The following is a 19598-nucleotide window of genomic DNA, read 5'->3' on the forward strand; positions in this document are numbered from 1 at the left end:
AAAATAAAAATACCCTCAAAAAAAGAAGTGACTTCTCACTTCTTAATTTCGCTGTTCTATTTTTAATTCGGCTTCTATTTTTCCATTTCCGTCCATTTGAACTGCTCGAAATCTGGCGTCATGGTATGATAAAAACCAATAATTTTCACCAAAAGTTTGTTTAAAAATTTCTTGTTTGGCAGAGATAGAAGTCATTGGATAATCATCATAAGCAGTGACCCAAAGCACATTTTGATGCGCAAATGTCGGGAAAATATCCGCCATATGTATCGCTTTTTCTCCGTCCGATTCTATCCATACAACTGAATGCCCATTACTATGTCCACCTGTGTGCGTCATTTTAATCGCATCGTTGAATTCTTTTTCTTTGGTAAATGTATGAATTTGTCCTGCTATCGTTTGCCAGTTTTCTTGCCAGTATGTTGCTTTTGAACGAATGTTTGGGTGTTTCATTTCCTCCCATTCCGTTTTGGAAGTCCAGATTTCCGCATTGGGAAAGATGGAATAAAAACTCCCCTCTTCCGAAACACCGGTCAGGCCTAACACATGATCGAAGTGCAAATGCGTCATCAAAACAAAATCAATGTCTTCTGGAGCGATAGATAATTGCGCCAAATCTTCCAGTACAAACGATTCTTCCGTCACACCGTAATTCCGTTTTTGTTTTTCTGTAAGCCGTCTGTTCCCTAGCCCGCTATCAATTAAATAATTTTTCCCTAAGTACTGAAAAAACATCGGATCGGTTACGTTAGCTAATTGATTTTTGTCATTTGCGGGATATTTTTTCTCCCATAAAGGTTTTGGTACAACGCCAAACATTGCGCCACCGTCAAAATGAGTATACCCTCCGCGTAACCAATAAATCTTTATTTTTCCAATTTGAATGGAATCCACTTTTAACGCCTCCAATTAAAAATAAAAACCAGATGCAGCAGATGCATCTGGTTATCCTTGTTAATTTCTATCAAATTTTGCTTCAAGACGATAGATGGGGAATCCTTTAGCTGAAAATTTTTCTTCGTATTCAGTTTTAATATTCCCTTCGTAATCGCTATTATGCAGGTCAAGAGATACAAAAGTTAATAACATATTGTATTCTGAGAAAGCTACTAGCGAATATTCGAACAAACTGCGATTATCGGTTTTGAAATGAATCTCCCCCGCTTCCGGTAGCAGTCGCTCATAAATAGTTAAGAACGTTGGATTCGTTAGTCTACGTTTTGTATGGCGTTTTTTCGGCCATGGATCGGAGAAGTTTAAATAAATTTGTGCTATTTCTCCTTTTTCAAAACATTCTTCTAGTAATTTAGCATCTCTAGCAACTAATCGTAAATTAGGGACGTCCGCTTCAATCGCTTTATCGAGCGCCGAAACGAGCACGCTTTCGATCATTTCGATACCAATATAGTTAATTTCCGGATTTGCTTTTGCCATGCCACTAATAAATTGACCTTTACCGGAACCAATTTCGATATGGACTGGATTATCATTTTCGAATACTTCACGCCACTGACCTTTGAAATCTTCTGGGTTTTTGATGTAAATTGCTGGGAATTCTTCCAATCTATCTTTTGCCCATGGTTTATGTTTTACACGCATCTTTCTTTACACCTCATCATCTTCTATTGCATTTTGAAAAATTTGTTTTGCTCGTTCATTGGCTTCATTCGAATGCTCGGTTATGAGTTGCATAACCGTTTGACAAATTGTATACCATTTTAATTTGCGATGTAATTCTTCGGTTAATGTGGTGCCGTAATTAGAGAGCCAACTTACCCAATCTTTTCGCGGAATATATTGGTATAAAATCATTCCGATATCATTCGCAGGGTCTGCAAGCATCGCACCATCCCAATCAACTAGAAACAGTTCGTTTTCTTCAGAAATAATCCAATTATTATGGTTAACATCTCCGTGACAAACTACATAATCGTTCGTCTGAGCAGCAGAGAGATTCTGTTCTAAATAGCGGATTGCTGCTATTATTTCTTTCGATAGCTCGTTATTAGCTTTTGTGTTTACTTTTATGAGACTCAAAAGTTGATCTGCAGAAAAATAGCAGTTTTCGATTTTCGCTAGCATGTGTTGCAAGTTTTCTGAATGGTGGATTTTAGCTAATAGTTTTGCCACTCGCGGTCCAACCATTTCTTCACGTGTCAAAATATGGCAATTCACCCATTTTTGAGCAGTGATGACATCTCCATTCTCTACGCGTCTCGTCCAAACTAATTTTGGAACGATGTTTTCTACAGAAAGCGCAGCTAAAAAAGGCGAAGAATTTCTTTTTAAAAAGAATTTTTCGTCTTCATGTGTTGCAACGAATGCCTGGCCAGTTTCCCCTCCGGCCGGAGCTATGTCATATTCTCTCCCAAAAAAGTTATCTTTCATCTACATGCACACCTTTTATTAGCTCTTTGCAACTTCACTATCCCTCGTTTATTTCACTTCCGAACAAATAGGTAACTATTCATGATTTTACTTCTCTTAGCCTTACTAGTCAAGTCAACATATGTTCGTTATCTAGATTTTTTTACAAATTTACTTTATTTACACAAAAAAAGTGCATTCCATCAAAATGGAACACACTTTTTTCATTATTTTATGCTTTTTCGGTTTTAGTAACAATTGGATCCATGGCACTTCTATTTTTTTGTATAAATAGTGCTAGGACACAAGCAACTACAGAAAGAATTCCGGCAACTAAAAAGGCCGTTTCAATTCCGTGGATAAGAACATGGTTGGCAATATCAGTTTTAGTTTTGCCAATCACATCGGCTGGTCCGAGCTTAGTAGCGAAACTCGCAGCACTTTTAGACATAACCGTTATAAGCGCCGCTGTTCCGATTGAACCAGCAACTTGACGCATGGTATTAAACATTGCTGAACCATGAGATGCTAGTTTTAATGGAAGCGAGTTGAGCGCTGCTGTTTGCAGTGGCATCATAACCATCGCCATCCCAGCCGAACGAATCGTTTGTACAATAATAATAAAAGTCAATGTAGTAGATTCATCCAAGTTGGTAAACATGAAGGTCGATCCCGCCATGATAATTAAGCCAACAAGTGATAAATATTTAGCCCCAAAACGGTCAAACATCACCCCAGTTACAGGTGAAAGTATCGCCGTGACAAGCGCACCCGGCAAGAGAACAAGCCCCGATTCTAGTGGTGAAAATCCTCTAACAGTTTGTAAGAAAATTGGTAGTAATAACATGCCACCAAAAAGGCCCATTACAACAAAGAAACTAATGGCTGTTGTAAGCGCAAAGGTAGGATATTTAAATACTCTAAAGTTAAGTAGTGGCGCTTTGTTGCTTGTTTGGTAACGAATAAATATTCCTAGCACTACTAGACCAAGAATAATAAATCCAGCTACTTTCCATGTTAACCAATCATGGTCTCCAGCATTACTAAATCCTAATAATAAACTACCAAACCCGACTGTTGACATGATAACCCCAAGGATATCGAGTTTCGGGAAAGTTCTTTTTCCGACATTTTTAAGTAAGAAAATCGCTACGACAATATCAAGAATCGCGAAAGGAATAATAATAAAGAATAAATTGCGCCAATCATATTGTTGAACAATCCACCCTGAAAGTGTCGGACCAATTGCTGGAGCAAAGTTCATAGCAAGACCAATTAAGCCCATTGCTCGCCCTCTTCGTTCCATCGGGAATAAGTTTAAGACCACAACAGTAAGAAGTGGCATAACAATCCCAGCCCCAATTGCTTGTACCATACGGCCAGCAATAAGCATCGTATAATCTGTCGCAAATCCGCCAATTGCAGTACCAATCGCAAAGGTAATCATCGCAAATAAGTAAAGCTGACGCGTTGTAAATCGTTCAATTAAAAAGGCCGTCATTGGAATCATGACACCATTAACCAACATAAATCCAGTCGATAACCATTGCCCTTGACTGGCTGTAATTCCAAAATCTTTCATAATACTTGGTAGCGCGACATTCATCAACGTTTGGTTGAGAATCGTAACAAAGGCGCCCATAAGCATAACAATCAAAATACCATTACGCTTCACTGATGTACTTGCTGCTTTCATATTCAATCTCGTGCACCTTCCCTTTCTAAAATGGTAATAATCTCTTGGTGCATTTCTAGCATTTCTTTTAACCTTTCTTCGCCAATCTCTAAGATAGGTTCTAAACGGTTGAAGAATACATGATACGTTTCTGCTGCTTTTGTAGCTCCTTTTTCAGTTAATTCTAAGCTGAGTGCGCGGCGATTACTTTCATTTCTTGTACGTTTTAAAAATCCCGCTTTCACTAATCGATCTACAATACCAGATACAGTACTTTTACCAAGCTTCATTCGTTCTGCTAATTCGCCAAGTGTTAATTCTGATTCTTTTTGTAATTCTCTGATTGCAAGTAATTGGGTTGTTGTAATCTCCCTATTCGCCGCTTCTTCTGCAAGCACGTGATGTGTTTTTCGTTGTACTTCGCGAAAAGAGAAAATAACCTCTTTCACTAATTTTTCATCCATGACTTCCCTCCATATTGTTCGCTCCCAAATATTTCGCATGCGAACTATTAGCCTTTTGAATTATACACCTCCAAAAAAATTTGTCAATCGCTTAAAACCAGGCTTTTCAAACTGAAAGCGGAGCCAATGGCGTAATTTCAACGGATAAAAAAGTTATATAAATTTTTACATAGGTATCAAGACGCAAAAAAACCTTCCTAAAAAAGGAAGGTTTCTACTTATTATTTTGCAAATTCTAATTCGCCACATGCTTGAACGATTTCTTCTACAAAATATTGATGAAGTTTTGCGGTAATAGGTCCGCGTTTTCCGTCAGCTACTTGCACTCCGTCGATATGGGTAACTGGGGTAATTTCGATTGTTGTGCTTGAAATGAATACTTCATCGGCTTCACGAAGATCTGTTAAAGTAAAATCAGCTTCTTTGACCGGAATACCATTCTTTTTCGCAACAGCAATAATTACTTGACGAGTAATACCATTTAAGATTAAATTATCTGCCGCGTGAGTCCATAACACACCGTCTTTAATAATAGAAATATTGGAAGCTGAACACTCAGTTACTTGCTCTCCGCGGTGTAAAACAGCTTCTAACGCATTTTGTTGATGTGCTTTGTTTTTTGCTAAAATGTTTCCAAGTAAATTCAAACTCTTGATGTCACAGCGTAACCAACGAACATCTTCTTCTGTAATTACTGGTCCACCTTGCACAAATTGTTGTTCATTTCTTGGTACTTCACGAGCTGCTGCTGTTAAAACGCCTTCCAGCGGGAAATCATCTGGCATAACGTGATTACGCGGATTTTGAACACCTCGAGTCACTTGTAAATAGACATTTCCTGTATTAATATTATTTTCAGCAACTAATTTTTCAAGTAACGCTCGTAACTCTTCTTTAGAATAAGGAATAACTAAGTCAATTTTTGCTGCACTCGCATATAAACGATCAATGTGTTCATTATAAGTGAAGAATTTTCCATTATATAGTCGAACTACTTCATATACACCATCACCAAACTGATATCCGCGGTCTTCAATGTCAACTGTGGCATCTTCTCTTTCCACTAAATGGTTATTTACTAATACTTTCATCTCAAGTCTCTCCTTGCATAGTTAATTTTTGGAACTATCTAAAAACTTAATGAAACAAAGAAACTGCCGCAAAACTAAGCTTTGCAGCAGTTAATTTTTTCAATTATAACCCTTACTTCGCTAATTTGTAAAGTGCTTCTGCATAAATTGCAGTAGCTTTTAACAAATCATCAAAATAGCTGAATTCGTCTTTTTGGTGCATCGTGTCTTCACGGCCTGGGAATAGTGCGCCGAACGCCACACCAGTCTCCATGTGGCGCGCATAAGTTCCGCCACCAATTGCTAGTAAAGTAGCTTCTTCACCCGTTTGTTTTGTATACACTTCTTGTAAAACTTGAATTAGCGGATGATCTTTTGGTACGAAAAGTGGTTTGGAATCTTCGTAATGCGTGTATTGCGCGTTGTACTCATAAACCACTGTTTGCATTTTATTTTTCAATTTGTCCATATTAGCAGTTACTGGATAACGGAAATTAAGTCCGTATTTTCCACCTTCTGCTACATCATAACGAATAACGCCAACGTTCATTGTTAATTCGCCGCTTTCTTCGTCTTCATAGCTAATACCTAATTTAACTGCACGGGAATCGCCGAATAGGTAATCGCGACCAAATGTTACGAAATCATTTGCCGCGCCAGTCAGCTTGAATTTACCAAGGAAAGCTACTAAATGAAGACCAGCGTTTACACCGTTATTTGGTTCCATTGCATGGGCAGATTTACCAACAATATTAATTTTAACGGATTTGCCGTTTTCTTCTAATGTTCCTTCTACTGGATGGTTTGCTAGGAAGGTTTTGAATGCATTCGCTAATTTATCAAAGTCTTTTACGTCTTCTAAAATAGCTGTTGCGTGATCTGGAACCATGTTGTAACGCTCGCCTGATTCTACGCTAAGTAAACGGAAAGCCGCTTCCCCGCTTGCTTCACCATCTTTAAAAGATACATCTAGTTCTGAGATACCTTTTTCCGCGTGAATGATTGGGAATTCTGCATCAGGAACAAAACCAAGTGTTGGTTGTTCTTCTGTTTCAAAATAACGTTCCACACAGCTCATACCGCTCTCTTCATCAGAACCAACAATGATTCTAACACGGCGAGAAAGTGGTAATCCTAGTTCTTTAATAATTTTTAGCGCATAGTAACCTGCGATTGTTGGTCCTTTATCGTCCGCAACCCCACGAGCGTATAATTTGCCGTCGCGTAAAGTTGGTTCGAATGGTCCGTTCGTCCAACCATCACCAACTGGTACTACATCCACATGGCCTAAAACGCCAACTAGTTCTTCTCCTTGACCGTATTCAAGGTGTCCTGCTACGTTTCCAACTTCTTTCGCTGTGAAGCCGTCTTTTTTACCAAGTTCAATCATATAGTCGAGCGCGCGTTTCACGTCTGGTCCAAACGGCGCATCTTCTGTTTTTTTACTGTCATCGCGAACACTCGGAATGCGAAGAAGCCCTTTTAAATCTTCTAAGAAATCATCTTTGCGTGATTCCACTTCTTTTTGCCAATTAATTTCTGTCATAATTGTTATTCCCTCCTTCAAACTTATCTTCTCTATTGTAAACTGTTTTTACGTAGCTTGGAAGCCGGAACTCCCTATTTTCTCATAAAACCTTTAATTGCTTCAAAATCCCAGCGTTCCATGCGCGAAGAAAAAACGATATCCATGACATTTAAACTTTCTTTTTCTAGTGGTAAAAAGCGATATTCTTCGTGTTCATCGGATAATTCGATTTCGCCACCTTCTGGCATTTCTACCAAATAAATAACACCGGTAATTTGGAAATCCTCATGGAAAAATTCCCACGTATCATATAAAATAAATGGCTGTACTTGTAATTTTGTTTCTTCATAAACTTCTCTAAAAAGGGCTTCCCCGTGCGTTTCACCATAATTGATGCGGCCTCCTGGAAGTTCAAAAACTTCTCCTTCTACCCCTTTTTTCTTTAGTGCTAAAAATTTTCCGTCTTTTACGATAACTGCTTTCACTGCAGGATATATAGGTTTCATTTTACAAAAGCCTCCTTATCATTTAAGATAAACATGATTTATCTGTTCTTTATTTTACCCGGTTGAGTAGATAAAAGCCAGTGTCATAAGGAGGTTTTACAAAAATGAAAAAAATAACACCAAAAGCAATGTGCGCATGGATTCCTAAACGCGAAGATGAAACACATAAGGGTGACTATGGGCGCGTTCTGATTGTCGCTGGAAATAAACAATTTGGTGGTGCTGCTATTATGGCGGCAGAAGCTTGTGTCAAAAGTGGTGCTGGTTTAACAACCGTGGCCTCCGATAGTGTCAACCGACCTGCTCTCCAAACAAGAATACCTGAATGCATGTTTATTGATTATGAAAATATCTCGAGTCTCAGCGAACAAATCAGCCAATTTGATACGATTTTAATTGGTCCTGGGCTTGGACTTGATGCCTATGCGGAAGAAATTTTTCGTTTAGTTTTAGAAAAATCAACCGAACAGCAACAAGTAATTATTGATGGTGATGGGATTACTATTTATGCAAAAGGAGAAAATCCCCATCCTGCCGCGAAACTAACTTTTACGCCTCATGCTGGAGAATGGGAAAGGCTTAAAGTATTAGCGCCAGATGCCGTAACACCAACTGATGTAGCGCTTGCTATCGACGCAACGATTGTTTTAAAAGGGCACCGTACAAAAGTGTATTCTGGCGAGTCTGCTTGGCAAAATATGTACGGAACACCAGCAATGGCAACAGGTGGTATGGGTGATACGCTTGCCGGTACAATTTGTGGCTTAATGGCGCAAACTGAAAAACCGATTACCGGCACTCTAGCCGCGGTCTTTCTTCACAGCTATATCGGCGAAATTTTAGCTAAAAAGCGCTATGTGGTACTTCCAACCGAAATTGCCGAAGAATTACCGACTTACTTGAAAATTTTTAGCGAAACTGACGAACATGCTTAATAAAAAATCCTCCCTTTTTGAAAGAGAGGATTTTTTTCTATGCTTTTTTAAATCTACTCGCCCATAATGCTAATTTTTGATTCCAAATGAAGTAACATCCAATGCCACTGAAAAGTGCTGCATTGCCGATTAAGAATCCTGCAACCACATCGCTTGGAAAGTGCACCCCTAAGTAAACACGCGAATACATGATGAAAATAACCAGACCAAAGGCTAGAATGCCAATTGTAAATCGAAGCCATCTGCGGCTCACGTATAGAATTAACAAGAAAGCAAGCATACCATAAAATACCGTAGAACCGGTCGAATGTCCACTTGGAAAACTAAATCCACCTTGTTCGATTAATTTATACGTAGGCCTTGGTCGTTGAACGATATTTTTAATAATTGACGGGATAAGTGCTCCACCAATTAAAACAATACCACCAAACCAAATCGCCATATCTACTTTTCGAATGACAACAAATATAACGACAATGACTGCTGTTAAAATACAAATGGTCGCGACTCCGCCAATATCCGTTAGATAAGAAATCACCGTTGTTTTCGTATTCGTAATGCCTACACGGATAATACTGTTCCAATAATCATCAAAATGTTGAATCCACTTTGCACCGGTCATAACGCCTGTCATAAAGAAAATAAATCCAAGGAGAGCGATACCGCTAATAATAAATGGTGTTTTTTTCATATAATCCTCCTAGCGAATTCTTAATTTTTCACGCAGTCTCGTTCCACGTGGCCCAAATAATTTATCGGATAAGTGGAGTTTAAATGCCATGTAACCATAGAAAATTGCACCTACCCCGCCGCAAACGATTGTAATCATTAATGCAGGAATTTTCCGGTCTGTTGATACAAAGTTAGACATCATAATATAAAGCGCAATAACTACAAGCCCCATTAAAGCCGTCATCCCAAAGAAAAGTACCGTTCGCCGTAAAATAACTTTGAACGAAAAACGAACATATTTCTTAATAATAAGTAGCATGAAAATACAAGATACCGCATAGCCAATTCCGGTTGCAATAATGGATCCCTTTGCCTCAAATAACATAATGAGCGGCATTTGAAGAACTGATTTAGCCAGTAGACCGAGTAATAAACCAAGTACGGTAAATCGTTGTTCATCAATCCCTTGAAGGACTGCAGCAGATACGCTAAATAAGGAGAATAAAATAGCGATTGGCGCAAAAAGTTGTAGTAATGCTGTACCGTTATCACTTGGCGAGAAAAACACCGTAAATAGCGGTCTTGCTAGCATCGCAATCCCAAAACAAGCTGGAATTGTTAAAAATAATAAAATTTGAAAAACATCATTAAGTTGACGCTTCACTTGCGCATATTCTTTTCTCACATAAGCTCCCGTCACTAGTGGGACAAGCGCCATCGAAAACGCAATCGCGAGTGTGCCGGGAATCATAATCAATTTTTGTACATCAAAGTTAATAATTGCCACATAAGAATTCACTAGTTCCGGCGTAATGCCAATATATTCCAGTACCCGTCCTAATGTAAACTGGTCAATCAATTGATAAAGGGATGTAGCAGATCCAACAATAATAAACGGAATCGCCGAAAGAATAATATCTTTATAAAGCGTCGGGATAGAAATTTTCACAGTCCCTCTGTCTTCTAAAAGCATTCGGTCCAGTCCAGGTTTTCGTTTGTAAAAATACCAAAGAAGTAAAAGTAGACTTGCAAAAGCGCCGACAAACGCGGAGAAAGTAGCAATACTAATAGCCGTTACGACATTCCCATCAAGTACATACATGACAATAAATGTTCCAGCAAGTAAGAACATAATCCGAACAACTTGTTCTAACACTTGCGATACAGCAGAAGGTCCCATCGAATTATATCCTTGGAAAAAGCCTCGTAGTAAACTCATTACCGGAATAATTAGTAAGGCGAAACTAACTGCACGAATAACTTGAATCCCATCTGCTAAACTATAACCGCCCTCCAGTTGTTGCATCCGAGCAAGCGTTGGAGCAAGTCCATACATTGCTAGGAAACAGACAATGCCGGAGAAAATCATTAAATATACACCGGTTTTAAATAAACGTCGACCTACAGCGTATTCTTCCATCGCATTATATTTTGCTATATATTTAGCAACAGCCAGCGGAATCCCTGCAGTCGCAATGCTTAAGAATAATTGATACGGCACATAACCGAAATTATATAGAAGCGCTGGTTCATCTCCTCCAATAATCGCATAAAACGGAATCACATACAATATTCCGAGCACTTTAGAGATTAATGTCCCTAGCGTCAGAATAAATGTTCCTCTGAGCAGTTTTGAACCCATCGTCTAACTTCCTTTACATTAAATTATATATCCTTGTTTACTTTACCATTAACTCTTTTAAAAAAAAAGAACAAACCCAAATAAATATCGGCTTGTTCTTTACAAAAAGTTTAAATCAAATGAAGTTTTTTACGAATTTTATACATTCGGTCCCCTAGAATATAGTTTAACAGACCTGCTTTTGCAGCCAAAAACGCATAAATATAGGCACCAAAGCCGGCTGAAACAAAAACAATAACTAGTGCTGTTAATCTTGCATGTGGATTTAAAAATAAAATCAAGCCATGATAAATCAACCAGACACTAAGAAGCATCACCGCACTAATTCCTAAAATAAGTATAAGCCGTCTAAATAAATATTTAAACGAGTACTTCGCATATTTTTTAATAATAAAAATGGTGAATACTACGGAAACAATATAACCAAGTCCCGTAGCTAATGCCCCACCTTTTGCCCCTAAAAGTAAAATTAATGGCATTTGCAACACTGATTTTGTCAGTAAACCAAGTAAGAGACTAAGAACCGTGTACCGTTGTTCATCAATTCCTTGCAAAATCGCGGCTGTTACACTAAATAACGAGAAGAATATGGCAAATGGCGCAAAAAACTGAAGTAACATCGAACCATCTGCATTATAACCATAAAAAATGGTGTAAAGCGGATCCGCTAAAAGGGCAATTCCTAAACAAGCTGGCACAACTAAAAATAGTAACACTTGGAAAACAGCCGTCAAATGATGATGAACTTCCCGAATTCGCCCTTTATGGAAAGATGCCGCCACTAAAGGCACAAGTGTCATCGAAAATGCCAAGGCTAAAGTTCCCGGTATCATAATAATTTTTTGAACGGAAAAGTTGAAAATTGAAAGCAAATCCTCCGCTGTTTTCCCGTCCATACCATCGTAGGTTAAAACACGAGCAAACGTAAATAAATCAATTTGCTGATAAAGCGACATCGCCATTCCAACAATAATAAATGGCACCGCAGATATCGAAATTTCTTTTAATAGATGAAAAGTCGAAACGCGCAACTTGTTGTCACTGCCAGCAATCATTTTTTGAATACCCGGCTTCCGTTTTCGGTAATACCAAATGAGACAAATCAAGCTGAAAAACGCACCAACAAAAGCCGCAAAAGTCGCTAAACTCATCGCTGTAACAAGACTTCCACCAATTAAATGTAAGACAATATACGTACTAGCAAGTAAAAATACAATTCTCGCTATTTGTTCAATTACTTGTGACACGGCAGAAGGTCCCATCGAATGAAATCCTTGGAAATACCCCCGAAGTAAACTCATTACAGGAATAATAAGTAATGCAAAACTTACTGCGCGAATAACCGTCGTAATATCTTCAATACTCGTTCCGCCACTAACCTCTTGCATCCCCGCGAGTATCGGGGCAAAAATATACATTATTAAAAAACTAACAATCCCTGTGAATATCATTAAATACGTACTTGATCTATACAATCGCTGACTTAAAGCATATTCATTTAACGAATTATACTTCGAAATATATTTGGCAACTGCTAAAGGTACTCCAGCTGTCGCGATATTTAAGAAAATTTGGTAAGGGACATATCCATATTGATAGAGAATCGTTGCTTGTTCCCCGCCGGCAATCCAGTAAAATGGAATAACATATAAAATCCCTAAGATTTTTGAAAGCAATGTTCCAGCGGTAAGCACAGCCGTTCCTCGCATTAATTTTGAACTCATAATTTCTGTTACCTCGATTGATTTTTTCTTTTAAGTCTGTCTGTTAAATCGGGTTATGTAAAAATCATTCTTACACTACTACTTTTATCGCATTCTTCTAAGATTTAAAATACAAGTTACACTTAAAGCAAGTAGTACTGCTGGTAAAATAAGCGAAACAAAGTTCACACCACTATTAATCATTGACAAAATAACACCAAGAATAGTAAATGCAGCGTATAAATAATATACAAGCGGCGTAATTATAATACCTTTTCTAAGTTTGTTAAAAGAAAGAAATAACATAATCGTAAACGCAATACAAATAACTGCCATAATGGTAGTCGTCATAATCGTATTTTGAACGACCGCAGTGGCATGTGCATTAGCAAGTACTTCTTTTCTTTGTTGTAACGCAAAAAGACCTACAATAGAGACTGCACTTAATACTGCTTGAATAGTCGATACAATCGCTATTCCAAGTGTGACATTTTTCGTGTTATTGAGCATTCTCGCATGCTCTGGTTTAACTTCAACAGACATCCTTACAACTCCTCTTTAACATTCTATACACCAGACTTTACCATATTTAAAGAGAAATTGTAAGTAGTAATTAGTTTTCGATTCGAACTTCTGCGGCCTTTTGTAAAAACGCTCCTAGCTCTGCCGTTTTTTCTTCATGTAACATTTGCACGACTTTACTACCGATTATTACACCATCACATACATGCGCAAATTTTTCCACATGTTCAATAGAAGAAACACCAAAACCTGCGAGAACTGGAACAGGGCTAATGCTTTTTAAATAAGCTAAATGGTTATCAATATGGGCATCAAATTCACTCCTCACACCGGTAGTTCCGTTAACTGTTACTGCATAAATAAACCCTTCTGCCTGTTTCGCAATTTCTTCGAGGCGCTCTTTCGGACTTGTCAATGAAACAAGCGGAATAAGTGCGATATCTGTCCCTTGAAGTTCTGGCGTAATCAGTGTTTGGTGCTCATAAGGTAAATCAGGAATAATAAGCCCTTTCACCGGCGTTTTCTGCACCAATTCAACAAATTTCGGGATACCTAAATGAAAAATCGGATTAATATAACTCATAATAATTAGCGGAATTTGCACTTTACTCCTAGCCAATTTATTTAAAATGGCTTCTAAACTCACTTGCTCCTTTAAAGCACGTAACCCAGCAAGTTGAATAATCGGACCGTCGGCAACCGGATCAGAAAAAGGAATACCAATTTCAATCGCGCTTACACCAGATTTTTCGAGAAACAATAACTGTTCTTCTAAATTATCTAAGCCACCATCGCCACCCATAATGTAAGTAACTACGGCAGCATGATCTTTTTTCGCTAGTTTATTCGTTAATGTTTTAGTCATTTATTTGTCCCTCCAAGCGTTCCTTTAGTTGATTAACATCTTTATCTCCGCGACCAGATAAACAAACGACCATACTTTCTTCTGGACGCATTTGGCTTGCAAGTTTGACTGCATAACTAATCGCGTGCGAGCTTTCGAGTGCAGGAATGATTCCTTCCGTACGACATAAAAGTTGAAATGCTTCAACGGCTTCATCATCGGTAACAGAATGGTACGCTGCACGACCTAAATCACGGAAAAAGCTATGCTCCGGACCAATACCTGGATAATCTAAGCCAGCTGAAATCGAAAATGCTTCCAAAATTTGTCCATTCTCATCTTGTAAAACGTCCATCATCGCTCCGTGTAAAATCCCTATTTCTCCTTTGGAAATAGTCGCTGCATGGAATTCAGTTTCTAAACCGTGTCCCGCTGCTTCCACACCGTGCATTTGAACAGAAACATCATCTACAAATGGATAAAATAACCCCATCGCATTACTCCCGCCTCCAACACAAGCAACAATTGCATCAGGAAGCTTACCTTCTTTTTCCAAGTGTTGTTTGCGTGCTTCTATTCCTATCACACTTTGGTAATCACGAACAATTTCTGGAAATGGATGCGGTCCAAGAACGGATCCCATAATGTAATGCGTGTCTTCCACATTAGCAACCCAGAATCTGAGCGCCTCATTTACTGCGTCTTTTAATGTTCTGCTTCCTGCTTTCACGCTCACTACTTTTGCACCAAGAAGTTCCATTCTAAACACATTGAGTGATTGGCGTTTCACATCTTCTTCTCCCATAAAAATAGTACATTCCATATTAAAAAGTGCTGCAACAGTTGCAGTCGCCACCCCGTGTTGTCCTGCGCCAGTTTCTGCCACTACTTTTTGTTTACCCATTTGACGTGCGAGTAAGGCTTGCCCAATAGTATTATTGATTTTATGTGCGCCAGTATGATTTAAATCTTCGCGTTTTAAATAAATTTTTGCTCCGCCCGCATGTGCTGTTAATTGTTCAGCAAAATAAAGTGGTGTTTCTCGGCCCACATATTCTTTTAAATAATAGTTTAATTCTTTTTGAAAAGCAGGATCTGTTTTGGAAGCCCGGTACGCCTCGTCTAATTCTTTCACTGCTTTCATTAATGTTTCTGGTACAAATCTGCCGCCAAATTTTCCGTAAAAGCCATTTTCGTCAGGTGCTTGATAAGTCATTATTATTCCACTCCTTTTGCTGTTTTAATGAAGCATTTAATTTTCTCCGGATCTTTTTCTCCGTTTGTTTCTACGCCAGAGGAAATATCTACTGCATATGGTTCAAAGCGTTTAATGGCTTCTTGTACATTCTGAGCATTTAATCCGCCAGCTATAATTAATTTGTTTTTTGTAAGCATGTCTCTATTTATTTTATCCCAATCAAATGTTTTTCCGCTGCCGCCTTCATATTCCTCTGCTGGTGCATCGAGTAAAATATAAGCGTTTGGATAGTCATTTATATTGGTAGGAAGTTTCCCGTCTTTCACAGGAAAAGCTTTGATTACTTTTGCATCTGTGCGATTTGCTTGTTTTGCGGGTTCTTGTCCGTGAAGTTGAACAATGTCTAATGGCACACCTTTGATTGCTGCCGTTAACTCTTCTTCAGTAGGATTAACGAATACCCCGACTTTTTTGACGTCAGCGGGAATATTTTTGGCTAATTCATGTGCCTTTTCCACCGTAACTTGACGTTTACTTTTTGCGAAAACGAAGCCAATCATATCTGCGCCATTATCGACCGCAGCCGCTACATCTACTGCTTTTTTCAATCCACAAATTTTTACAATCATCGTGTCACCTTCAAACTTTTCGCCGCTGCTTCTGGAGTCGCTTCTCGCATTAGCGCTTCTCCAACAAGCACTGCATTATATTTTTGACTAACACGAGCCACATCTTCAGCTGTTCGAAAACCTGATTCACTTATGAAACAAGCATCCGACGAAAAATCGCTCGCCAGTCTTTCGCTTACTGCAATATCCACTTCAAATGTATGCAAATTACGATTGTTCACACCAATGAGTTTAGCTCCAATTTTTTGAGCAACAGCTAATTCTTTCTGGTCATGTACTTCCACTAACACTTCCAAATCAAGCGCCAGAGCTTGTTCAAACAGAGCAATTAGCATCTCTTCTGTAAGTGCCGAAATAATTAGCAATACAACCGTTGCTCCCGCATTTCGAGCACGAATCAATTGTTTTTCACTAATAATAAAATCTTTACAAAGTACAGGAATTTCGACATTTTTCGCTACTTCTCGCAAATCTTCAATCGAGCCTTTGAAAAAAACAGGATCTGTCAAAACAGAAATCATTCCCGCACCCGCAGCTTGATAAGACTTGGCTTGCAGAACCGGATTCACGCCCATATTGATTTCCCCTTTAGAAGGAGAGGCGCGTTTTACTTCTGCAATAAGTTGCATCGTGCTGGTATTTGCTTTTAAAAATTCATAAAACGAATAAGTTTTCCGTTTTTCGGCTACTTTTTCTAAGGGCATGTCTGCAACTTCTACTGCTTTTTGCGCTAAAATTTCTTCTAAAAATGTCATTTTGCTAGCACCTCTTTTTGATAAGTAATTAAATCTGCCAATTTTTGTTTGGCTAAACCACTTCTAATTAAATCTCTTGCTAAATCCACGCCTTCTTGTACCGTTGTCACTTTGCCATTTGCAAATAAACCAAATCCGGCATTTAAAAGCACTGTATCTAAGTAAGCTCCTGGTTCTCCGTCAAGCACACTACGCAAAATTGCTGCATTTTCTTTAGCTTCTCCGCCTGTAATTGCTTCGAGAGGATAGCTAGTTAAACCAACATCTTCCGGACGCAGTGTATATAAGTGAACTTCACCATTTTCATATAACGCATAATGATTTTCTCCAGCCAGAGAAGCTTCATCCATAAAACCAGCGCCATTTAAAACAACTGCGCGTTTTCGTCCGAGCTGGCCGAGTACTTCCGCTGTTTGCTCTAACAAATCACGACGATAAATTCCCATTAATTGCGTTTCTAAATGGACCGGATTTGTGAGTGGGCCAATCAAATTAAATATCGTTGGCGTTCCAAGTTCTTTTCGAACATCCATAACGTACTTCATATTCGGGTGAACATGTGGCGCGAACAAAAAGGCAATCCCGACTTTTTCGAGTAAATAAGTCATATCTTCTGGGCGCATATTAATATCAATCCCTAATTCCTGACAAACATCAGCACTACCTGAACGACTAGAAATACTTCTATTCCCATGTTTCGCAACCGGAATCCCCGCAGCCGCAAGAACAAAAGCCGACGTAGTACTAATATTAAAACTATTGGATTTATCTCCACCTGTTCCGCAATTATCCATCGCTGTCCCGGCTGGAAAAGCGACTTGAATAGCCACTCGTTGCATCGCCTGCGCGATTCCCGCCATTTCTTCTGCCGTTTCTCCTTTCACTTTGAGCGCCATTAAAAAAGCAGCTATTTTCGTTTTCGAAAGTCGTCCTTCAAAAATTTCTGTTGCGATCATTGTCATTTCTTCTTTGGATAAATTTTCTTGGTCATATACTTTTTGTAGTAAGATTTCCATTTTCTCGCGCTCCTTCCACTATATGAATAAAGTTTTCCATCATTTGTTTTCCATCATTCGTACCAATTGATTCAGGATGAAATTGCAAACCGTAAACCGGATAATCTTTTACTTTCATTGCCATCACTTCCGCATCGTCCGTCGCTACTGCTAACACTTCCAAAACTTGTGGCAACGTGTTTTTATCTACTATTAAAGAGTGATAACGCATCACAGGCATTTCTTCCGGTAAATTAGCAAAGATTGCTCCAGCGGTTTGCCGCATAGTAGAAACTTTCCCGTGGCGGATTTTCGCCGCTCTTTTTACGTCTCCGCCGAATACCTCACCAATCGCCTGATGACCTAAACAAATTCCAAGCAAAGGCTTTTCTTTCGCAAATTTTGCAACTACTTCTTCTAAAAGACCAGCATCACTTGGTTTTCCTGGTCCCGGTGAAAGAACTATCCCATCAGCTAAAGCCGCTATTTCCATTAAATCAGCCGCATCATTCCGTTTCACAACCACTTCACTAAATTCTGCTAAATACTGTTCTAAATTAAATGTAAAAGAATCGTAATTATCAATTAATAGAATCATTCTCCCACCTCCAAAAGTGCCTTTGCTTTTTGTAATGTTTCTAAGTATTCGCTTTCTGGATCGGAATCATAGACAATTCCTGCACCAGCTTGAACATAAGCTTTTCCGTTATGAAGTACCATTGTTCTAATCGAAAGCGCGAAATCCGAATCACCATTTTTAGTTAAATAACCAACCGCACCAGCATATGGGCCACGTTTTACATTTTCCCATTCATAGATTCGCTCCATGGCTCTTATTTTCGGTGCTCCGCTAACTGTACCAGCCGGAAGCGTCGACCGAAGAGCATCCATTGCAGTAAGTCCGGGTTTTAAGGTTCCTTCTACTACTGAAACTAAATGCATTAAGAAACGGTATCTTTCAATAGTAAGGTAAACAGGCACATGCACTGATCCCGTTTCGGTGATTTTCCCAATATCATTTCGTCCAAGATCTACTAACATTCGGTGCTCTGCTAATTCTTTTTCATCCGACAACAATTCCGAAGCGAGTAGTTCGTCTTCTTGTTTCGTTGCCCCGCGCCGTCTTGTTCCTGCAATAGGATTCGTAATTACCGTCCGCCCTTTTGTTTTGATCAAACTTTCTGGGGAAGATCCAATCAACACCGTATCCCCAAAATCAATGAAATAAAGATAAGGAGAAGGATTTAATAAACGTAATTTCCGATAATAATCAAATGGTGTCACGGTGAAATCTGCTTCTAGTCGTTGCGAGAGAACAATTTGAAAGAAGTCACCCTCTTGGATATAGGTTTTTGCTTTTTTCACTAACCCCATGTACTCCTCTTTCGTGTAGTTACTCTTGTATGTCATTTTGGGAACATGGACAGCCTTGTGCTCTTCCTTTTTCGGCGTTGTAAGTTCAGTAAACATTAATTCAAGCGCCTTATCTAGTTCCGCCTCACTTCTTCCCGAATAGCAATTATCTTGCACTAAAATAAGTTCTTCCGCCTGATGATCCATAATCACAAAACTTTCATATACATAAAAACGAATATCTGGCATATCCCGAGTTTCTACTGGAATTTCGCCTAAATTCTCATAAAGCGCAATGACATCATAACCAACATAACCAATTGCACCTGAATCAAGCGGTAAATCTGCTTCATCTTCTTTTGCTTTTTCGATAAATAATTCAATTTCTTTTAAAGGATCTGCGACAACTTGATGTATACCGTCGATATAATAATCATGTTGATATACTTTAATTTCATGGACTGGATTAATGGCAATAATCGAATAACGTCCAGCCTCCGCATCTTTCGCCGCCCCCTCTAGCAAACTTTTTCCTGTACCTGAAAGTCTTTGAAACGCCAGAATAGCCGTTAGTGTGTCAGCATCTATTTTTTTCGTTTTTCTCATCTTAATCATCCCTTCTTCTCTACTAAAATAAAAAAAGTCCTCTGAAAAAGCGCAAAATTATGCTTTTTCAGAGGACGAGTTATCGCGGTGCCACCTCAGTTTAGGGATTAACCCTATCTCCGTGCTGCAATATT

At 38.8% G+C, this 19598-nt stretch carries 20 protein-coding genes and 1 other annotated feature (1 of these 21 cut by a window edge); of the genes, 1 reads left to right on the forward strand and 19 read right to left on the reverse strand.

Translation table 11 applies throughout. The features are described from left to right. Positions 1-42 precede the first annotated feature (42 nt). The 8 genes from GL301_RS08180 to GL301_RS08215 all read right to left on the reverse strand — a co-directional run bounded on the left by GL301_RS08180 (position 43) and on the right by GL301_RS08215 (position 7610). A complete protein-coding gene (locus GL301_RS08180) occupies positions 43-894 on the reverse strand; it encodes a YtnP family quorum-quenching lactonase (protein WP_003726711.1) in 852 nt (283 codons plus the stop codon). Positions 895-954: 60 nt separating this feature from the next. Continuing rightward, the gene (gene trmB, locus GL301_RS08185) at positions 955-1599 is read right to left on the reverse strand and encodes a tRNA (guanosine(46)-N7)-methyltransferase TrmB (protein WP_070298265.1); all 645 of its coding nucleotides are present in this window, start codon (positions 1597-1599) and stop codon (positions 955-957) included. Positions 1600-1605: 6 nt separating this feature from the next. Further along, the gene (locus tag GL301_RS08190; protein ID WP_003726713.1) at positions 1606-2388 is read right to left on the reverse strand and encodes a phosphotransferase family protein; all 783 of its coding nucleotides are present in this window, start codon (positions 2386-2388) and stop codon (positions 1606-1608) included. A gap of 211 nt (positions 2389-2599) precedes the next feature. Beyond that, entirely contained in the window at positions 2600-4069 is a 1470-nt protein-coding gene (gene mdrM, locus GL301_RS08195; RefSeq protein WP_003741249.1) for a multidrug efflux MFS transporter MdrM, read from the reverse strand. Then, positions 4066-4506 (reverse strand): MarR family winged helix-turn-helix transcriptional regulator, encoded by a 441-nt coding sequence (locus GL301_RS08200; protein WP_003727357.1) that lies wholly within the window; start codon positions 4504-4506, stop codon positions 4066-4068. The genes mdrM and GL301_RS08200 overlap by 4 nt, the downstream gene beginning before the upstream one ends. A 221-nt stretch (positions 4507-4727) precedes the next feature. Beyond that, entirely contained in the window at positions 4728-5597 is an 870-nt protein-coding gene (gene dat, locus GL301_RS08205) for a D-amino-acid transaminase (protein WP_003727356.1), read from the reverse strand. A gap of 112 nt (positions 5598-5709) precedes the next feature. Next, complete coding sequence (gene pepV / locus GL301_RS08210) at positions 5710-7122, reverse strand: dipeptidase PepV (protein WP_003734354.1); 1413 nt, start codon at positions 7120-7122, stop codon at positions 5710-5712. A 74-nt stretch (positions 7123-7196) separates the two neighbouring features. After that, positions 7197-7610: an NUDIX hydrolase gene (locus GL301_RS08215; RefSeq protein ID WP_274758626.1), complete on the reverse strand. Its 414-nt coding sequence runs from the start codon at positions 7608-7610 to the stop codon at positions 7197-7199. Positions 7611-7714: 104 nt separating this feature from the next. On the opposite strand from GL301_RS08215, the gene GL301_RS08220 reads away from it, so the two are divergent. After that, a complete protein-coding gene (locus tag GL301_RS08220; protein WP_003726738.1) occupies positions 7715-8545 on the forward strand; it encodes an NAD(P)H-hydrate dehydratase in 831 nt (276 codons plus the stop codon). 37 nt (positions 8546-8582) lie between these two features. Here the strand turns inward: GL301_RS08220 and GL301_RS08225 are convergent, their stop codons facing one another. The 11 genes from GL301_RS08225 to trpE form a co-directional block, all read right to left on the reverse strand. Further along, a complete protein-coding gene (locus GL301_RS08225; RefSeq protein ID WP_003726739.1) occupies positions 8583-9236 on the reverse strand; it encodes a phosphatase PAP2 family protein in 654 nt (217 codons plus the stop codon). 9 nt (positions 9237-9245) lie between these two features. Beyond that, positions 9246-10859, reverse strand: a complete 1614-nt coding sequence (locus tag GL301_RS08230; RefSeq protein ID WP_003726740.1) for a putative polysaccharide biosynthesis protein — start codon at positions 10857-10859, stop codon at positions 9246-9248. Positions 10860-10969: 110 nt separating this feature from the next. Continuing rightward, a complete protein-coding gene (locus tag GL301_RS08235; RefSeq protein ID WP_003734355.1) occupies positions 10970-12583 on the reverse strand; it encodes a putative polysaccharide biosynthesis protein in 1614 nt (537 codons plus the stop codon). Positions 12584-12667: 84 nt separating this feature from the next. Further along, positions 12668-13105 (reverse strand): hypothetical protein, encoded by a 438-nt coding sequence (locus GL301_RS08240; protein ID WP_003726796.1) that lies wholly within the window; start codon positions 13103-13105, stop codon positions 12668-12670. A gap of 70 nt (positions 13106-13175) precedes the next feature. Then, positions 13176-13949 carry a tryptophan synthase subunit alpha gene (gene trpA / locus GL301_RS08245; RefSeq protein ID WP_003726797.1) on the reverse strand — a complete coding sequence of 258 codons (774 nt, stop codon included), beginning with the start codon at positions 13947-13949 and terminating at the stop codon, positions 13176-13178. Then, the gene (gene trpB / locus GL301_RS08250; protein ID WP_003726798.1) at positions 13942-15144 is read right to left on the reverse strand and encodes a tryptophan synthase subunit beta; all 1203 of its coding nucleotides are present in this window, start codon (positions 15142-15144) and stop codon (positions 13942-13944) included. Before trpB ends, trpA begins: the two co-directional genes overlap by 8 nt. 2 nt (positions 15145-15146) lie before the next feature. Further along, entirely contained in the window at positions 15147-15755 is a 609-nt protein-coding gene (locus GL301_RS08255) for a phosphoribosylanthranilate isomerase (protein ID WP_003741253.1), read from the reverse strand. Then, entirely contained in the window at positions 15752-16510 is a 759-nt protein-coding gene (trpC, locus tag GL301_RS08260) for an indole-3-glycerol phosphate synthase TrpC (protein ID WP_010958923.1), read from the reverse strand. The genes GL301_RS08255 and trpC overlap by 4 nt, the downstream gene beginning before the upstream one ends. After that, complete coding sequence (gene trpD, locus GL301_RS08265) at positions 16507-17526, reverse strand: anthranilate phosphoribosyltransferase (RefSeq protein WP_003726781.1); 1020 nt, start codon at positions 17524-17526, stop codon at positions 16507-16509. The genes trpC and trpD overlap by 4 nt, the downstream gene beginning before the upstream one ends. Further along, a complete protein-coding gene (locus GL301_RS08270; RefSeq protein WP_003733395.1) occupies positions 17498-18103 on the reverse strand; it encodes an aminodeoxychorismate/anthranilate synthase component II in 606 nt (201 codons plus the stop codon). The genes trpD and GL301_RS08270 overlap by 29 nt, the downstream gene beginning before the upstream one ends. Beyond that, a complete protein-coding gene (gene trpE, locus GL301_RS08275) occupies positions 18100-19464 on the reverse strand; it encodes an anthranilate synthase component I (RefSeq protein ID WP_274758627.1) in 1365 nt (454 codons plus the stop codon). Before trpE ends, GL301_RS08270 begins: the two co-directional genes overlap by 4 nt. Positions 19465-19531: 67 nt before the next feature. Next, positions 19532-19598 (reverse strand) — a binding site (T-box leader); it runs 159 nt beyond the window's last position.

Origin of the sequence: Listeria sp. LM90SB2 (assembly GCF_028867355.1) — a bacterium.
GTDB classification, from domain to species: domain Bacteria; phylum Bacillota; class Bacilli; order Lactobacillales; family Listeriaceae; genus Listeria; species Listeria monocytogenes_B.

Excerpts from the sequence above, each read along its gene's own strand:
- GL301_RS08200 (WP_003727357.1), bottom strand. The coding sequence starts at position 4,506 with ATGGATGAAAAATTAGTGAAAGAGGTTATTTTCTCTTTTCGCGAAGTA.
- trmB (WP_070298265.1), bottom strand. The coding sequence starts at position 1,599 with ATGCGTGTAAAACATAAACCATGGGCAAAAGATAGATTGGAAGAATTC.
- GL301_RS08270 (WP_003733395.1), bottom strand. The coding sequence starts at position 18,103 with ATGATTCTATTAATTGATAATTACGATTCTTTTACATTTAATTTAGAA.
- trpE (WP_274758627.1), bottom strand. The coding sequence starts at position 19,464 with ATGAGAAAAACGAAAAAAATAGATGCTGACACACTAACGGCTATTCTG.
- trpB (WP_003726798.1), bottom strand. The coding sequence starts at position 15,144 with ATGACTTATCAAGCACCTGACGAAAATGGCTTTTACGGAAAATTTGGC.
- trpD (WP_003726781.1), bottom strand. The coding sequence starts at position 17,526 with ATGGAAATCTTACTACAAAAAGTATATGACCAAGAAAATTTATCCAAA.
- GL301_RS08190 (WP_003726713.1), bottom strand. The coding sequence starts at position 2,388 with ATGAAAGATAACTTTTTTGGGAGAGAATATGACATAGCTCCGGCCGGA.
- GL301_RS08255 (WP_003741253.1), bottom strand. The coding sequence starts at position 15,755 with ATGATTGTAAAAATTTGTGGATTGAAAAAAGCAGTAGATGTAGCGGCT.
- pepV (WP_003734354.1), bottom strand. The coding sequence starts at position 7,122 with ATGACAGAAATTAATTGGCAAAAAGAAGTGGAATCACGCAAAGATGAT.
- GL301_RS08235 (WP_003734355.1), bottom strand. The coding sequence starts at position 12,583 with ATGAGTTCAAAATTAATGCGAGGAACGGCTGTGCTTACCGCTGGAACA.
- GL301_RS08230 (WP_003726740.1), bottom strand. The coding sequence starts at position 10,859 with ATGGGTTCAAAACTGCTCAGAGGAACATTTATTCTGACGCTAGGGACA.
- GL301_RS08220 (WP_003726738.1), top strand. The coding sequence starts at position 7,715 with ATGAAAAAAATAACACCAAAAGCAATGTGCGCATGGATTCCTAAACGC.
- dat (WP_003727356.1), bottom strand. The coding sequence starts at position 5,597 with ATGAAAGTATTAGTAAATAACCATTTAGTGGAAAGAGAAGATGCCACA.
- GL301_RS08225 (WP_003726739.1), bottom strand. The coding sequence starts at position 9,236 with ATGAAAAAAACACCATTTATTATTAGCGGTATCGCTCTCCTTGGATTT.
- trpA (WP_003726797.1), bottom strand. The coding sequence starts at position 13,949 with ATGACTAAAACATTAACGAATAAACTAGCGAAAAAAGATCATGCTGCC.
- GL301_RS08215 (WP_274758626.1), bottom strand. The coding sequence starts at position 7,610 with ATGAAACCTATATATCCTGCAGTGAAAGCAGTTATCGTAAAAGACGGA.
- trpC (WP_010958923.1), bottom strand. The coding sequence starts at position 16,510 with ATGACATTTTTAGAAGAAATTTTAGCGCAAAAAGCAGTAGAAGTTGCA.
- GL301_RS08240 (WP_003726796.1), bottom strand. The coding sequence starts at position 13,105 with ATGTCTGTTGAAGTTAAACCAGAGCATGCGAGAATGCTCAATAACACG.